This window comes from Parazoarcus communis SWub3 = DSM 12120, from assembly GCF_003226565.1.
In the GTDB taxonomy this organism is placed as follows: Bacteria; Pseudomonadota; Gammaproteobacteria; order Burkholderiales; family Rhodocyclaceae; genus Parazoarcus; species Parazoarcus communis.
The window spans coordinates 41,623-55,480 of sequence record NZ_QKOE01000018.1 but is presented as its reverse complement, the minus strand read 5'-3'; the positions used below and the strand labels follow the sequence as shown (position 1 = coordinate 55,480).

Annotated in this window: 16 protein-coding genes; 2 read left to right on the top strand and 14 right to left on the bottom strand. The window is 61.1% G+C overall.

Annotation, left to right across the window (positions count from 1 at the left end):
- Window positions 1-26: 26 nt before the first annotated feature.
- From DNK49_RS18775 to DNK49_RS18765, 3 genes are read right to left on the bottom strand one after another with little or no spacing between them, the layout of a single operon-like run.
- The gene (locus DNK49_RS18775) at window positions 27-1,205 is read right to left on the bottom strand and encodes a vWA domain-containing protein (protein WP_110528221.1); all 1,179 of its coding nucleotides are present in this window, start codon (window positions 1,203-1,205) and stop codon (window positions 27-29) included.
- Window positions 1,206-1,208: 3 nt separating this feature from the next.
- Window positions 1,209-2,609, bottom strand: coding sequence for an EAL and HDOD domain-containing protein (locus DNK49_RS18770; RefSeq protein ID WP_110528218.1), 1,401 nt, complete (start codon window positions 2,607-2,609; stop codon window positions 1,209-1,211).
- Between the two features lie 10 nt (window positions 2,610-2,619).
- Window positions 2,620-3,474: an AAA family ATPase gene (locus DNK49_RS18765; RefSeq protein ID WP_110528214.1), complete on the bottom strand. Its 855-nt coding sequence runs from the start codon at window positions 3,472-3,474 to the stop codon at window positions 2,620-2,622.
- A gap of 145 nt (window positions 3,475-3,619) precedes the next feature.
- Between DNK49_RS18765 and DNK49_RS18760 the strand changes: the two genes are divergently transcribed.
- Window positions 3,620-3,940, top strand: coding sequence for a c-type cytochrome (locus tag DNK49_RS18760; protein ID WP_110528212.1), 321 nt, complete (start codon window positions 3,620-3,622; stop codon window positions 3,938-3,940).
- Window positions 3,937-4,266 carry a c-type cytochrome gene (locus DNK49_RS18755; RefSeq protein ID WP_243632441.1) on the top strand — a complete coding sequence of 110 codons (330 nt, stop codon included), beginning with the start codon at window positions 3,937-3,939 and terminating at the stop codon, window positions 4,264-4,266. Before DNK49_RS18760 ends, DNK49_RS18755 begins: the two co-directional genes overlap by 4 nt.
- A 28-nt stretch (window positions 4,267-4,294) precedes the next feature.
- Here the strand turns inward: DNK49_RS18755 and DNK49_RS18750 are convergent, their stop codons facing one another.
- The 11 genes from DNK49_RS18750 to DNK49_RS18700 form a co-directional block, all read right to left on the bottom strand.
- A complete protein-coding gene (locus DNK49_RS18750) occupies window positions 4,295-5,437 on the bottom strand; it encodes an ABC transporter substrate-binding protein (RefSeq protein WP_110528209.1) in 1,143 nt (380 codons plus the stop codon).
- Window positions 5,438-5,552: 115 nt separating this feature from the next.
- Window positions 5,553-5,984 (bottom strand): DUF1841 family protein, encoded by a 432-nt coding sequence (locus DNK49_RS18745; RefSeq protein WP_110528206.1) that lies wholly within the window; start codon window positions 5,982-5,984, stop codon window positions 5,553-5,555.
- Between the two features lie 35 nt (window positions 5,985-6,019).
- On the bottom strand, window positions 6,020-6,652 hold the full coding sequence (gene nth / locus DNK49_RS18740) for an endonuclease III (RefSeq protein ID WP_110528202.1): 633 nt from the start codon (window positions 6,650-6,652) through the stop codon (window positions 6,020-6,022).
- A gap of 11 nt (window positions 6,653-6,663) precedes the next feature.
- On the bottom strand, window positions 6,664-7,377 hold the full coding sequence (locus tag DNK49_RS18735; protein ID WP_110528199.1) for an electron transport complex subunit E: 714 nt from the start codon (window positions 7,375-7,377) through the stop codon (window positions 6,664-6,666).
- A gap of 11 nt (window positions 7,378-7,388) precedes the next feature.
- Entirely contained in the window at window positions 7,389-8,054 is a 666-nt protein-coding gene (gene rsxG, locus DNK49_RS18730; RefSeq protein WP_110528196.1) for an electron transport complex subunit RsxG, read from the bottom strand.
- Window positions 8,051-9,052 carry an RnfABCDGE type electron transport complex subunit D gene (locus DNK49_RS18725; RefSeq protein WP_110528192.1) on the bottom strand — a complete coding sequence of 334 codons (1,002 nt, stop codon included), beginning with the start codon at window positions 9,050-9,052 and terminating at the stop codon, window positions 8,051-8,053. The genes rsxG and DNK49_RS18725 overlap by 4 nt, the downstream gene beginning before the upstream one ends.
- Before the next feature lie 4 nt (window positions 9,053-9,056).
- Complete coding sequence (gene rsxC, locus DNK49_RS18720; protein WP_110528188.1) at window positions 9,057-10,754, bottom strand: electron transport complex subunit RsxC; 1,698 nt, start codon at window positions 10,752-10,754, stop codon at window positions 9,057-9,059.
- Window positions 10,751-11,302 (bottom strand): electron transport complex subunit RsxB, encoded by a 552-nt coding sequence (gene rsxB, locus DNK49_RS18715; protein WP_110528184.1) that lies wholly within the window; start codon window positions 11,300-11,302, stop codon window positions 10,751-10,753. The genes rsxC and rsxB overlap by 4 nt, the downstream gene beginning before the upstream one ends.
- Before the next feature lie 62 nt (window positions 11,303-11,364).
- A complete protein-coding gene (rsxA, locus tag DNK49_RS18710; protein ID WP_110528182.1) occupies window positions 11,365-11,949 on the bottom strand; it encodes an electron transport complex subunit RsxA in 585 nt (194 codons plus the stop codon).
- Window positions 11,950-12,046: 97 nt separating this feature from the next.
- Entirely contained in the window at window positions 12,047-13,051 is a 1,005-nt protein-coding gene (locus DNK49_RS18705) for a quinone-dependent dihydroorotate dehydrogenase (RefSeq protein WP_110528178.1), read from the bottom strand.
- Window positions 13,052-13,121: 70 nt separating this feature from the next.
- Complete coding sequence (locus DNK49_RS18700; protein ID WP_110528175.1) at window positions 13,122-13,844, bottom strand: arginyltransferase; 723 nt, start codon at window positions 13,842-13,844, stop codon at window positions 13,122-13,124.
- Window positions 13,845-13,858 lie beyond the last annotated feature (14 nt).

The following is a 13,858-nucleotide window of genomic DNA, read 5'->3' as shown; positions in this document are numbered from 1 at the left end:
CCTGCCTTTCGGGCGCGGATGCAGCTTCAGTGCTTGCGCGACAAGGACTGCATTGCCCGGGTCAGCCCGTCCAGCGTCATAGGAAACATTCGATCGCCGACCAGTTGATGGATCAGATCGATGGACTTGCGATAGGGCCACAGCCGTTCCGGCTCCGGATTCAACCAGGCCGCTGCCGGGTAGGCATCCAGCAGACGGCGCAGCCAGGTTGCGCCAGGTTCTGCGTTCATATGCTCAATCGAGCCGTGTTGATGCAGGATCTCGTACGGACTCATCGTTGCATCGCCCACGAACACCAGTTTGTAATCCGGACCATAGCGGTGGATCACTTCCAGCAGTGGAATGCGCTCAGTGTGACGCCGCCGGCTGTCGCGCCAAACGCTTTCATACACGCAGTTGTGAAAGTAGTAATACTCAAGATGCTTGAACTCCGTACGGCACGCCGAGAACAGCTCTTCGCACACCTTGACGTGATCGTCCATTGACCCACCGACGTCGAAGAACAGCAGTACCTTGACTGCATTGTGGCGCTCCGGCCGCATCAACAAGTCCAGCCAGCCGGCATTGCGGGCGGTGGCGGCAATGGTTGCGTCCAGATCCAGTTCATCGGCCGCGCCATCACGCGCAAAACGTCGGAGTCTGCGGAGCGCTACCTTGATGTTGCGGGTGCCTAACTCTACCGAATCGTCCAGATTCCGGTACTCACGACGGTCCCACACCTTGACCGCAGTGCGATTACCCGCAGACTCACCGCCAACACGGATCCCTTCCGGATGTGTGCCATTGTTGCCAAAAGGCGAACTGCCGCCGGTGCCGATCCATTTGGACCCCCCTTCATGGCGTCCTTTCTGTTCTTCGAGGCGTTTGCGGAATTCCTCCATCAGCTTGTCCCAACCCAGCTTTTCGAGTCTGGCTTGCTCCTCGGGGCTGAGATGCTTCTTCATCGCGGCTCTCAGCCAGTCTTCCGGCAGATCCTGCTCCAGACCGGGCAAAGTGCTGATGCCTTTGAAGTACGCACCAAAAGCCTGATCGAATCGATCGTATAGCGATTCATCCTTGATCAGGCAGGTGCGAGACCATAAATAGAACTCGTCCAGCGAATGGCCGCAGACCCGGGCTCGCAGACCTTCGAGCAAGCTGAGATACTCCCGCGTCGACACAGGCAGTTTGTTGGCCTTCAGGTGCAGGAAGAAATCGATCAGCATCGCTCAGGACTCCTGCTGCAACGACAAGGCCCAGGCCAGTGCATCGAAATGGCACTGGGCTGCAAACTCCGGCGTCACGCCGCAGGTCTCGGCTGCGCTTCTGATGGCGTCGGCATCGCTGCGCTCGCAGGCTTGCGCCAAGGCCAGACGGGATGCCAGCGGGCCTTGCCCGCGAAGCAAAGCGGCTTCGATGTCCGGTGCGACAGCCAGGAGGGTGAGGGCCCGCTCCATTGGTACTTCAAGAATGACATCGATCAGCGAGATCAGACCGGTCAGGAAGAGTGCTTCGCGTTCAGTCGGGCTGCGCTCTGCGGCCAGCAGTTCGAGCATCCGTGCCCGGATCAGGGCACTCTCCAGCGCAGCGGAACTGCGTTCCCCGCCATGGTCCGCACTGCACAGCAACAAGGTGACCCACCGATACAGCTTTTCCCTTCCAAGCAAGGCAAAGGCTCGCTCGACCGAGGAGACCTGCTCCGACAAGCCATTGGCCGCTGCGTTGATGTAACGTAGCAAACGGACAGTGAGGGCGGCATCATGCTTGAGCAGGGCAACGATTTCTGCGGAGTCGGCATCCTTGCGCAGCTTGGAAACGAGTTCGGCAAGACGGGCCGTATTGGGCCCGAGATTGCGGTCCCGCCAGTCCTCGCGACTGGTGATGAAAGGTCCCTGGAACAAGCTGCAGCCTAGCTGAAAGCAGAACCGGAAGTCCTCCAGGCCGGGCAGGTCGCGTGCCAGTAGCGCCGCTTGTGACGCCTTTTCAAGCATCGTTGTAGACAGGCTGAGTGCTTGTTCGGCATCAAGTTGAGGCGCACGCACGACGACTACATCGGCCTCGGGCAACAAGGAGATCAACTGCGGCGTGGAGATGGGGTCGGGAACGCCGATCCTGTAGCCTGCACTTTTCAGGCTGCGGACATGCGTCATCAGCGTCTCCGGGCCTGGGCCATCCGCCTCTGGGTGAGGCTGGATGACCAGAACCGTGTTCCTTGGCGGAAGCTGGCGGATGCACGGATGGTCGAGAAAGGAGTCCGGTAGATCGACAAAGGCCAGACGCGCGCCCAGCAACTTGCCGATATCGGCCTTGACCAGGCTGCTGACGAGGATCTCGGCGTACAGGTGATGAACACGCCGGCTGCTGTTACGAATGCGGTTTCGGGCTGACTCCTGCAGCAGGAAGTGATAACCGGCGATCTTCTGCTGGCGACTGAGGATGGCTTCACGACAGATGAAGGTCGGCCCCATCTCCGACTGTGGTGAAGGGGCAGGTGCAGCCTGCAGCGGCGCCTGCCGATTGAGTTGGTCGATGGGTGCAGTGGGCACGGATGGTCCGCCCGCAGGGGTGGGCACCCTGGCCAGCACCACTTGTTTGCGTCCGAACAGCCAATTCCACAAAGCCTTCAGCATTGCCCGGTCCTCAGCGATTCTGCCGTGCCATGAATACCAGGCGCTCGAACAGATGCATGTCCTGTTCGTTTTTCAACAGCGCACCCGCCAGGGGAGGAACGACAGCCTTGTTGTCCTGAGCACGCAAGGCCTCGGGCGGAATGTCTTCGGCAACCAGAAGCTTGAGCCAGTCGATCAACTCCGAGGTGGTCGGCTTCTTTTTCAGGCCGGGTACATCGCGCAGGCCGAAGAAGACTTCCAGTGCCTCGGCAAGCAATGCCTTGCGGATGCCTGGAAAATGGACATCGACGATGCGTTGCATGGTGTCGCGGTCCGGGAAACGGATGTAGTGAAAGAAGCACCGGCGCAGGAAGGCGTCGGGCAACTCCTTCTCGTTGTTCGAGGTGATGAAGACGATCGGCCGGTGTCGCGCCCGGATGGTCTGGCGTGTCTCATAGACGTGAAACTCCATGCGATCGAGCTCACGCAGCAGATCGTTGGGAAACTCGATATCGGCCTTGTCGACCTCATCGATCAGCACCACGGTTGGCGTTTCGGCCTCGAAGGCCTGCCACAGCACGCCCTTGACGATGTAGTTGGCGATGTCCTTGACCCGGTCGTCACCCAGTTGCGAATCGCGCAGACGCGAGACGGCGTCGTATTCGTACAGACCCTGCTGGGCCTTGGTGGTGGATTTGACATGCCATTGCAGCAGGGGCAGGCCAAGCGCCGCAGCGACCTCTTCGGCCAGCAGTGTCTTGCCGGTGCCCGGCTCACCCTTGATCAGCAAGGGGCGTTGCAACTGGATTGATGCATTGACCGCAAGTTTGAGGTCGGGGGTCGCGATGTAGTGCTCACTGCCGTCGAAGCGAAGCTGGGGGGACATCGGGGAATCCTCTGATTAATTTATTGCGATTATAGGGCTAGGGTTCGTTGGAGATGGGCGCGATCAGCAAATCAATACGCCCTCGTATGGCCGGACCTCGTGTCTGTGGCGAGTTTCGGACTCAAACCCGCAGAGAGGAGACATCATGCAGAGACGACATCTGCTTGTGGCGATTGCATTGGCTGGCACCTTTACCCTTGCTTCCGCGGTCGGGGGCGACCCGGTCGCCGCCAAAGGCAAGCTTTCCGCCTGTATCGGCTGCCATGGCATCCCAGGCTACCGGACGGGGTATCCCGAGGTGTATGCGGTTCCGAAACTCGGCGGGCAACATCCCGAATATATTGTCCGTGCGCTCCAGGCCTACAAGAGCGGTGAGCGCAGCCACCCCAGCATGCAGGGTATTGCCGGTAGCTTGTCTGATCAGGACATGGCCGATCTCGCTGCCTACTACGGAGGTGTCAAATGAAGGTGCAGATGATGCGACGCTTGGGCGTGCTTGCCGCAGCGCTTGTCCTGTCCCCTTCCGCACTGGCCGGCGATCCGGTGCGAGGGCAGGCGAAATCGACAGTCTGCGCAGCCTGTCATGGCGTCGATGGCAACAGCCCGACGCCGGAATTTCCACGCATCGGAGGGCAGTATGAGGACTATCTGCTCCAGGCCCTGCTTGCCTACAAGCACGGCGAACGCAAGAATCCCATCATGGCGTCGCAGGTTGAGAGTCTGAGCCGGCAGGATCTTGCAGATCTGGCTGCCTGGTACGCCAGCCAGCCAGGCCTGGTGTTCAAGCGCTGACTGGCCAAGCCGCGTCTCGCCACGCCGTTCAGCGGACGAAACGACCGTTGCGAGACAGGATGGTCAGGTCGACATAGCTCGAGCCATTGTGGTTGCGCGGCGAGAAGCTGATCGCAAAGCCTCCCGCGTCGTGATTGTTCATCGACTCCAGTGCGCTGATCAATCCGTCGCGGGTCAGGTTGCGTCCGGCGCGACGCAGGCCTTCGACCATGACCCGAGCGGCGATGTAGCCTTCCAGACTGGTGAAGGAATAGTCGGTGTGCCCGGCTCTCTGCATGGCCTTCTGGTAATCACGTACGACAGGTTCGATGCCGCCCCAGGGCAAGGGCACGACCTGGGAGATCACTACGCCGGCCGCATCCGGCCCCAGTTCGTTTGCCAACGCCCGGCTGCCAACAAACGACACGTTGTAAAACGAAGCGAAACTGCCGCTCTTGCGCATCTCACGGATCAGTGCAGCGCATGATGCATAGGCACTGATCTGGATCACGGCATCCGGAGACGCCTTGAGCAGGGTCTGGACAGCTGCCTTGACGTCGGTGGAGTTGCGTTCGACGGTGGCAGTGACCCCCAGTTCAAGGTTGCGCTTCTTCAATGCGCGTTCAACCCCCTCCAGACCCGCCTTGCCGTAGGTGTCGTTCTGATAGAACACCGCGATGTTGCGTACGCCGGTCGTGACCAACTGTTCGACGATGCGCTCTGTTTCATCGAAATAGCTCGCACGGACGTTGAAAATATGCCGGTTGAAGGGGGTCCGCAAGGCTTCTGCACCGGTAAAGGCACCAATGAAGGGAACCTGGTTTTCGGTGAAGATCGGCAGGGCAGCCAGGCTGGTCGGGGTGCCGACGTAGCCGAACAGGGCGAATACCTTGTGTTCGTTGATCAGTTTGCGGGTGTTCTCGGCGGCTCGTTCTGGCTCGTAACCGTCATCAAGCGAGATGAGTTCGATCTTGCGTTCATTGACCCCACCCTGTGCATTGAGCGCATCAAGATAGACCTTCGCTCCTAGTTGCATCTCCCGGCCAAGTTCGGCCGCTGGACCGCTGAGCGCAGCAGACTGGCCGATCAGGATGCGGTTGTCGCCGATCCCGGTCTGTGCTGCGGCAAGGGGCGACAGGAGTATGCCGAAGCTCAGCAAGGTACGGGTCAGCAAGCCATGCAGTCGATTCATGAACACCTCCGAAAGGGGCCGGAACAGGCGCTACAGGGCGAGCATAGCCGCTGTCGACAGGCGAAGCCAGCATGGTTTGAGGGGCGACGTCACGGCTGACATCGCCGAGACTGGCTCAAGGCAGGCTGGCGCGACGGCAAACACTGCTCAGGTAGGCTGCGCCGTCCGGAGGACTGCCAGCGCGCTGGGCATTGAAAATGGTTTCACCGAGACATTCGAGCACATCGTGCAGGGCCGCGTGACGATCGCCATGGCGTTGGCAGAGCGTATCGAAGGCCGCCCGCAAGCCAGGGGGCTGATCGATGGACAATTGCTCCTCGATGGCGAGGTGCAGGGACAGATGCAGGAAGGGGTTGACCTGACCATCCTCCGGCGCGAAGTCGCGATCCACCGAATCGGGGTCTTCGATGATGGAATGGTACTCGGGGTGATGCTCGATCAGCTGACAGGCCAGTGCTTCAAGCTGGGTCAGTACCTCACGCTCGCGATGCTTGCGCCAGGATTCGATGAAGAAGGTGCGAACCTGATCACGGGAAGGATTGAACATCTAAGGCTCCGTCAGTTGTGGCGGGATCGACCCGTTCAGGCGGTCTTGTCGCGGAAGGTGCACAGATCGCTGACCTGGCATGCTGCGCACAGGGGTTTGCGTGCCGTACAGACATAGCGACCATGCAGGATCAGCCAGTGGTGGGCATCCAGCAGGAAGTCCTTGGGGACCCGTCGCATCAGGGCGTTCTCGACCTCGACCACGTCCTTGCCGGGGGCGAGCCCGGTGCGATTGGATACACGGAATATATGCGTATCCACCGCCATCACCGGCAGACGGAAGACCGTGTTCAGGACCACATTGGCCGTCTTGCGACCGACGCCAGGCAAAGCTTCGAGCGCCTCTCGATCGCAGGGCACCTCTCCGCCGTGGCGCTCCAGCAGCAAACGCGACAGCGCCAGGGTATTTTTGGCCTTGTTGCGGAACAGGCCGATGGTCTTGATGTGCTCGGCGACTTCGTCCTCGGTCAGCGAGATCATCGCTTCTGGCGTTGGTGCCGCAGCAAACAGGCGCCGGGTGGCGATGTTGACACTTTTGTCGGTCGCCTGCGCGGACAGTACCACCGCGACCAGCAATTGGTAGGGCGAGGCGTACTCGAGCTCAGTCTGGGGATGCGGATTGGCGGCAGACAAGCGCTCGAAAAATGCCCGGATCGCCTCCCGTTTCATTCGTGCCACGGTCAACCCGCTGCCTGAGTCACTTCGGCAGCAGGCTGTCCCTGCGCCGGGCCCGGTCGGGCGGGTTTGAGCCGCGCCCGGGCCGCGCGATGGGTATTGATTGCGTTGTAGCCGGCAATCAGGCAACCCAGTGCGAAGAAGGCGCCCGGCGGCAGCACGGCGATCAGGAAACCGGGATAGTCATCGCCAAATACTGAAAAACCTTCAAGACCCGGAATCACCATCTCGATACCGGACAGCAGGGTACCGCTGCCGAGCAACTCGCGTATGCCACCCAGCAGCGCCAGTACCCACACCAGCCCCAGGCCCATCAGGATGCCGTCTACCGTCGATGACAGGGCGTCATTCTTGGCGGCATAGGCTTCTACCCGCGCAAGTACGATGCAGTTGGTGACGATGAGTGGAATGAAGATGCCCAGTACCAGATAGAGGCTATGGAAATAGGCGTTGAAGCCCAGGTCTACCACGGTAACCAGGGCAGCAATGATCAGGATGAAGACCGGGATGCGGATCTCATAGGGAATGAAGTTCCTCAACGAGGCGACAGCCAGGTTGGCAACAGCCATGACGAGGATGGTGGCCAGACCAAGACTGACCGAGTTGACGATGTTGGTACTGACCGCGAGGATGGGGCACAGGCCAAGCAACTGCGCGAGCCCCGGGTTCTGCTTCCACAGACCGTTATATGCGCTGTCGCGAAACATCTGGCTGTTCATGATCCTGATCCTCAAAGCCGGCTGGCGGACGGTGCTGCAAACAGGGCATCGCGCTGTTCGACGACATGGCCCACGGTACGCCCGACTGCGCGCGTGACTGCGCGTGCGCTGATGGTGGCGCCGGTGTGATAATCGAATACGCCGCCGTCCTTGCGCACGGTCCACTTTGACGCCTCGATGGCATTCCAGTCGACCGCGACGAACTGGGAAATCCATGGCCGCGTCTTGTTGCGGTCCTTGCGTGGGTCAATGTAGTCACCCAGCCCCGGCGTTTCCTTGTGCGCGGTGACGCGGACGCCGGACACGGTTCCGTCGGCTTGAATGGCGACGATCAGTTCGATTCGACCGGCGTAGCCATCGGGTGCGCTGGATTCAGCAATCAGTGCGACGGGCTGGCCAGCCTTGCGTGCGCGCCAGATCCGGCTGACACGGTTGCCAGCCAGTGCCGGATGAGGACCAACATCGACGAAGTCCTCCAGCAACAGATTGTCGTAGCGGTCACGTGGCAGGACTTCGTCGATCAGTCGCATCTGCTCCTCGATACGGGCGGCCTCGATCGCAGGGCGCGTGGTATCGAAGGTAAATGCCATGATCGCGGTGAATATGGCGGTAAAGCCCACCATGATGGCTGCGGTACGCAGCGAGGTTCGGGTCGCGGTGTAACGTGCGCTGCTCATTTGCCGTTCCCTCGATGGCCGAATACCGACGGCTGGGTCTTCATGTCGATCAGCGGCACGCAGATGTTCATCAGCAGCACCGCGAACGCAATCCCCTCGGGGTAGGCCCCGAACGCGCGGATCAGGTAAGCAATCAGCCCGACGCCGGCGGCAAAAATCAGCTTGCCACGTGGCGTGGTCGCGCCGGAGACTGGGTCGGTGACGATGAAGAAGGCGGCCAGCATCGCGCCGCCGGAAGCCAGATGGAACAAGGGGGAGGCGAATTGATCGGGGTGGAAGATCCAGAACAAGGCGGCGGTGCTGGCCAGGCCCGCAAGAAAACCGACCGGCAGATGCCAGGTAATGGTCCGGGTTGCCAACAGGAACAGACCTCCCAGCAGATAGCCGCCAGCAATCCACTCCCAACCGCGTCCGCCCGCAAGGCCAAAGACGCCAGCCTGCATCACACTGCCAACGGTTCCGTCGGCGCGCAAACCCGTACGTAGCGTATCGAGTGCGGTGGCACCGGTAATGGCATCGAGTTCACGCACCCCGCCGAGGATCAGGTTCAGCTGAGTGGAAAAATCGATACCGCCGGCCGCGGGCCACTGCGACATCAGCGAGGGGTAGGCCACGATCATCGTGCAGTAGGCCGCCATCGCAGGGTTGAACGGGTTCTGGCCCAGCCCGCCGTAAAGATGCTTGACTGCAATGATGGCGATCGAAACCGCGATCACGGTCAACCACCAAGGCACCACCGGCGGAAACGCGAGCGCGACAAGCCAGGCAGTGACCACCGCGGACAAGTCGCCGATGGCGATTGCGACGGGACGCTTGCGCAGACGCAGGATCAGGGCTTCGGCGACAAGCGCGGTTACCGTGGCGATCAGCAGATTGACCAGGATGCCGGCACCGATCTGCCAGACGTAAGCTGCAATACCGGGTGTCAACGCAAGCAGCACGGTGAACATGACGCGCTGTATGCTTGCCGGCTTACGGATGTAGGGTGAATGGATCATCGGATCAGGCCCCGGTTTCGGGCGTGCGCTCGCTGGGCGAGGCAGAGGTGTTGGCGCTTTCCTGCGCACGTTTCCGGCGTGCTTCGATCTCGGCGATCTCGGCTTCCGTTTCCGGACTGAGCGCTTCGGTATTCTTGGGCTGCGCAGCCGCCTTCTGAGCCTTGGCGCGTGCGAGGGCAGCGGCGATCAGCGCCTTCTTTGGGTCCTCGGCGGTTTCCCCTGCTGGCGGGGTCGCGGCATCGGCCGGTGTGGCCGACGTGTCTGCCAGCTTGGCGCGAGTTTCGGCTGCCTTGGCCGCCAGTTTTGCGGCTTTTTCTTCTTTCTCGCGTTCCTGGCGGAAGTTGCGGAACTCGAAACGGTCACGCGCCTGATCGGCTGCAGCCTTTTCACGCTCGCGCGCCCAGATCTCGCTCTTGGCGAAGCGGTAGTAGTCCACCAGTGGAATATGGGCAGGGCAGACGTATGCACAGCAACCGCACTCGATGCAGTCGAACAGCTTGTATTCCTGTGCCTTGCCGAAGTTCTTTGCACGGCTGAACCAGTAGAGCTCGAAAGGCTGCAGTTCCGCCGGGCAGGCACGCGCGCATTCTCCGCAGCGTATGCAGGGCTGCTCGGGTGGCGGAGGTGGAAACAGGGCGGGCGAAGCCGAGATGATGCAGTTGGTGCCCTTGACCACCGGTACATCGAGCCGCGGCAAGGCAAAACCCATCATCGGCCCCCCCATCAGGGTACGGTCGGTATCTGGCCGTGGCCGGCACAGGGAGAGCAGGTGGGTGATCGGGGTACCGATCAGCACCTCGTAGTTTCCCGGCCGCTCAACATTGCCCGTCAGCGTGACGACGCGGGAAACCAGCGGCTCACCATGCGCCAGGGCGCGGTACACGGCATGCGCGGTACCCACGTTGAAGCACTGAATGCCGAATTCGCCGGCAAGCTTGCCGTAGGGGATCTCGACGCCGGTCAGTACGCGGATCAGTTGTTTCTCGCCGCCTGCGGGGTAGAGCGAGGGGACCGGCACGACGCGGATGCCCGCCTCACGACTTGCTGCCGCCTCGCGCATGGCAGCAATGGCCTGTGGCTTGTTGTCCTCGACTCCAATGATCAGCTCACGGGCGCCGATGAGTTCGCGCAGGATGGTGGCACCCGAAAGAATGTCCGCGGCGCGCTCGCGCATCAGTCGGTCGTCGCAGGTGATCCAGGGTTCGCATTCGGCACCATTGAGAATCAGGGTGTCGATACCGCTGCCCTTGCCAAGCTTGATGTGGCTGGGAAAGGTTGCCCCGCCCAAGCCGACGATGCCGCAATCGCGCAACTGGTTCAGGGCTTGCTGACGGCTGGCTGAATGGTAGTCAAAGGGCTTGAGTTCGATCCATCGGTCTTCGCCATCGGGTTCGATCACCACACAGCGCGTATCGAGGCCTGAGGGATGGGCGAGAGGAAACAGGCCCACTTCGGTTACTGTGCCTGAAGTCGGTGCGTGGACGGCAGTGGAGAGCCCTCCCTCGGGTTCACCGATGCGCTGCCCCTTCAGGACCTTGTCACCGACACTGACCACGCAGCGAGCTGTGGCTCGGGTACTCTGGCGCAGCGGGACAACCAATGCAGCCGGCAGCGGCGCCCGCTGAATGGATTGCTCGGCGGATTCGTTCTTGTGTGCGTCGGGCTTGATGCCGCCCCGAAAGCTGAACAGGCGCGAGATCATGCGACGTTCCTGATTTCAATCACCGGGTATTTCCATTTCCAGGTCTGTACTGTCTCCGGCACCGGTACCATGGTGATGCAATCGACCGGGCAGGGGGCGAGGCAAAGCTCGCAACCGGTGCACAGGGGTTCGACCACCGTATGCATCTGCTTGGCAGCGCCGACGATGGCATCCACCGGGCAAGCCTGAATACACAGGGTGCAGCCGATGCAGGTCTGCTCATCGATCAGGGCAACGGACTTGGGCTTTTCGACACCATGTTCTTCGGATAGCGGCTTGTATTCCCGCCCCAGCAGGTCGGCGAGTTTACGTACGCCCTCATCCCCGCCTGGTGGGCATTGATTGATATCCGCCTCGCCCTTGGCAATGGCTTCAGCGTACGGTTTGCAACCTGGATAGCTGCACTGCCCGCACTGTGTTTGCGGCAGGATGGCATCGATTTTTTCGACCAGGGGGTCGCCCTCGACCTTGAAACGGATCGCGGCATAGCCGAGTGCCGCGCCAAGGACCAGGGCGATCCCGGCCATGATGATCAGGGCTGTAAGCATTTAGGCTTGATCGGACAAGGGGCGGAAGAAAAGGAAGTGGGCCGCGTTCTGTATCATTCGCATCAATGGAAGCGATCCAGCCCGGCGAAACCCATGAAGGCCAGGCTCATGAACCCGGCGGTGATCATCGCGATAGCCGTTCCCTTGAATGGCAGGGGTACGTCGGCGCCATCAAGGCGCTCGCGAATACCGGCAAACAACACCAGCGCCAGGGTAAAGCCGACGGACGACCCGAAACCGAACAGCAGGGACTCGAGCAGGTTGTGCTGCAGCCCGACGTTGAGTAGCGGCACGCCCAGCACCGCGCAGTTGGTGGTGATCAGCGGCAGGTAGATGCCCAGCACCTGATGCAGCAAGGGGCTGGTCTTCTGGATCACCAGTTCGGTGAGCTGGACGATTGCCGCAATCACGACAATGAAGGACAGCGTACGCAGATACGCCAGATCATTGGGAACGAGCAGGTAATGATCAATGAGATAGCTGGTGCCCGCACCCAGGGTCAGCACGAAGGTGGTGGCTGCGCCCATGCCGATGGCCGTCTCGAGTTTCTTGGAGACGCCCATGAAGGGGCACAGGCCAAGAATACGGACGAACACCACGTTATTGACAAGGACGGCGCCGATGACGACGAATAAATAGCTGCTCATGATCCGATGACCGGAGATAACCGACGGATTATCCGCTTAGCCACGGGGCTTCTCAACCCTGCGGCGGTTATAGCTTTATGCCTTTTGGCGGTAGCGCTCAGCCCGTTGCCCGAACGCACTCACCCACCAGGCCCGGGCCTCGGTAGATCAGGCCACTGTACACCTGTACCAGGCTGGCGCCGGCGTCGAGCTTGGCCTTGGCGCCCCGTCCGTCGGTGACGCCTCCAGCGGCGATGATCGGCAATTCGCCCGCCAGTGCGGAAGCGAGTTGCCGTACCACCTCGGTCGAGGCCTCGAATACCGGCGCGCCGGACAAGCCGCCCTGTTGCTCGCCGTAGCGCACCCCCTGGACCTTGTCGCGCGAAATGGTGGTGTTGGTAGCGATGACGCCGTCGATACGATGGCGACGCAGGGCATCGGCGATGTTGATGACCTGTTCGGGCTCGAGGTCGGGCGCGATCTTCAGTGTCAGCGGCACATAGCGGCCGTGCTGGTCAGCCAGCCGGGACTGGGCGGCCTTGAGGCGACCAAGCAGGTCATCAAGTTCGGACTCGCCTTGCAGTTGACGCAGATTCTTGGTGTTTGGCGACGAAATATTGACCGTGACGTAGCTCGCAAGCGGGTAGACCTTGTCGAGGCAGATCAGGTAATCGTCTGCGGCATTTTCGATCGGGGTGTCGAAGTTCTTGCCGATGTTGATGCCGAGGATGCCCTTGAAGCGGGCTGCCCGCACATTGGCGATCAGCGCGTCGACGCCGTGATTGTTGAAACCCATGCGGTTGATGATGCCGCGAACCTCGGGCAGCCGGAACATCCGGGGGCGTGGATTGCCCGGCTGAGGCCGGGGGGTGATGGTGCCGATCTCAATGAAACCGAAGCCCAGGCGGGCGAGACCGTCGATCGCTTCACCGTTCTTGTCCAGACCGGCAGCCAGACCAATGCGATTGGGAAAACTCAGTCCCATGAGCTCGATTGGCGTGGATGCAAGTGGTTTGCCGGGCGGAAGCACGCGGCCGGCGAGGTGGAGGGAGGCGAGGGTGAATTCGTGGGCGGTTTCCGCGTCAAGCGAAAACAGCAGCGGGCGGGCGATGTCGTAGAGCATAGGGGCGGATTGTAGCCGCTCGGCAGCCTGGAGGCGATGTGGCTGACCGCAGTATTTCGGTACGGGTCGCCTATTCGGGTTGCAGTTCCATCCACTCGCCCTTGCGATAGGCTTCGATGGGTTTGAAACGGGCCTTGTAGGCCATCTTGCGGCTCTCGGCGATCCAGTAGCCAAGATAGAGATAGGGCAACTGGAGGCGACGACAGGCTTCGAGCTGCCACAGCACACCAAAGGTGCCTAGCGAACTGCGCTGCAGATCGGGATCGTAAAAAGTGTACACACTCGACAGACCATCGGTCAGACGGTCGATGACGCTGACCATGCGCAACGCGTCATTGTCCCGAAACTCGATGATGCGGGTGTCGACATGGCTTTGCAGCAGAAAGTGAGTGTACTGCTCGCGATTGTCCAGATCCATGCCGCCACCGGCGTGACGCGAGGTCTGGTAGCGCTGATAAAGCCGATAATGCTCTTCGGAGAACTCCAGCGGGCATTCGTGAGCAGTGAGGCTGGCGTGTTGCTTCCAGGCACGGCGTTGGCTGCGATCCGGGGCGAAGCGCTTGACCGCGATACGAACCGGGATGCACGCCGAACAGTGGTCGCAGTAGGGGCGGTAGGTAAACACGCCGCTACGACGAAATCCCCTGCGTACCAGATCGGTGTACACCTGAGGGTCGATCAGGTGCCCTGGTGTCGCCACCTGCGAGCGCGCCATCCGTTCGGGCAGGTATGAACATGCATACGGTGCCGTGGCGTAGAACTGAATCAGTGCGTACGGGTAGTCCTGCTGCATGGTCTCGCGCTCGT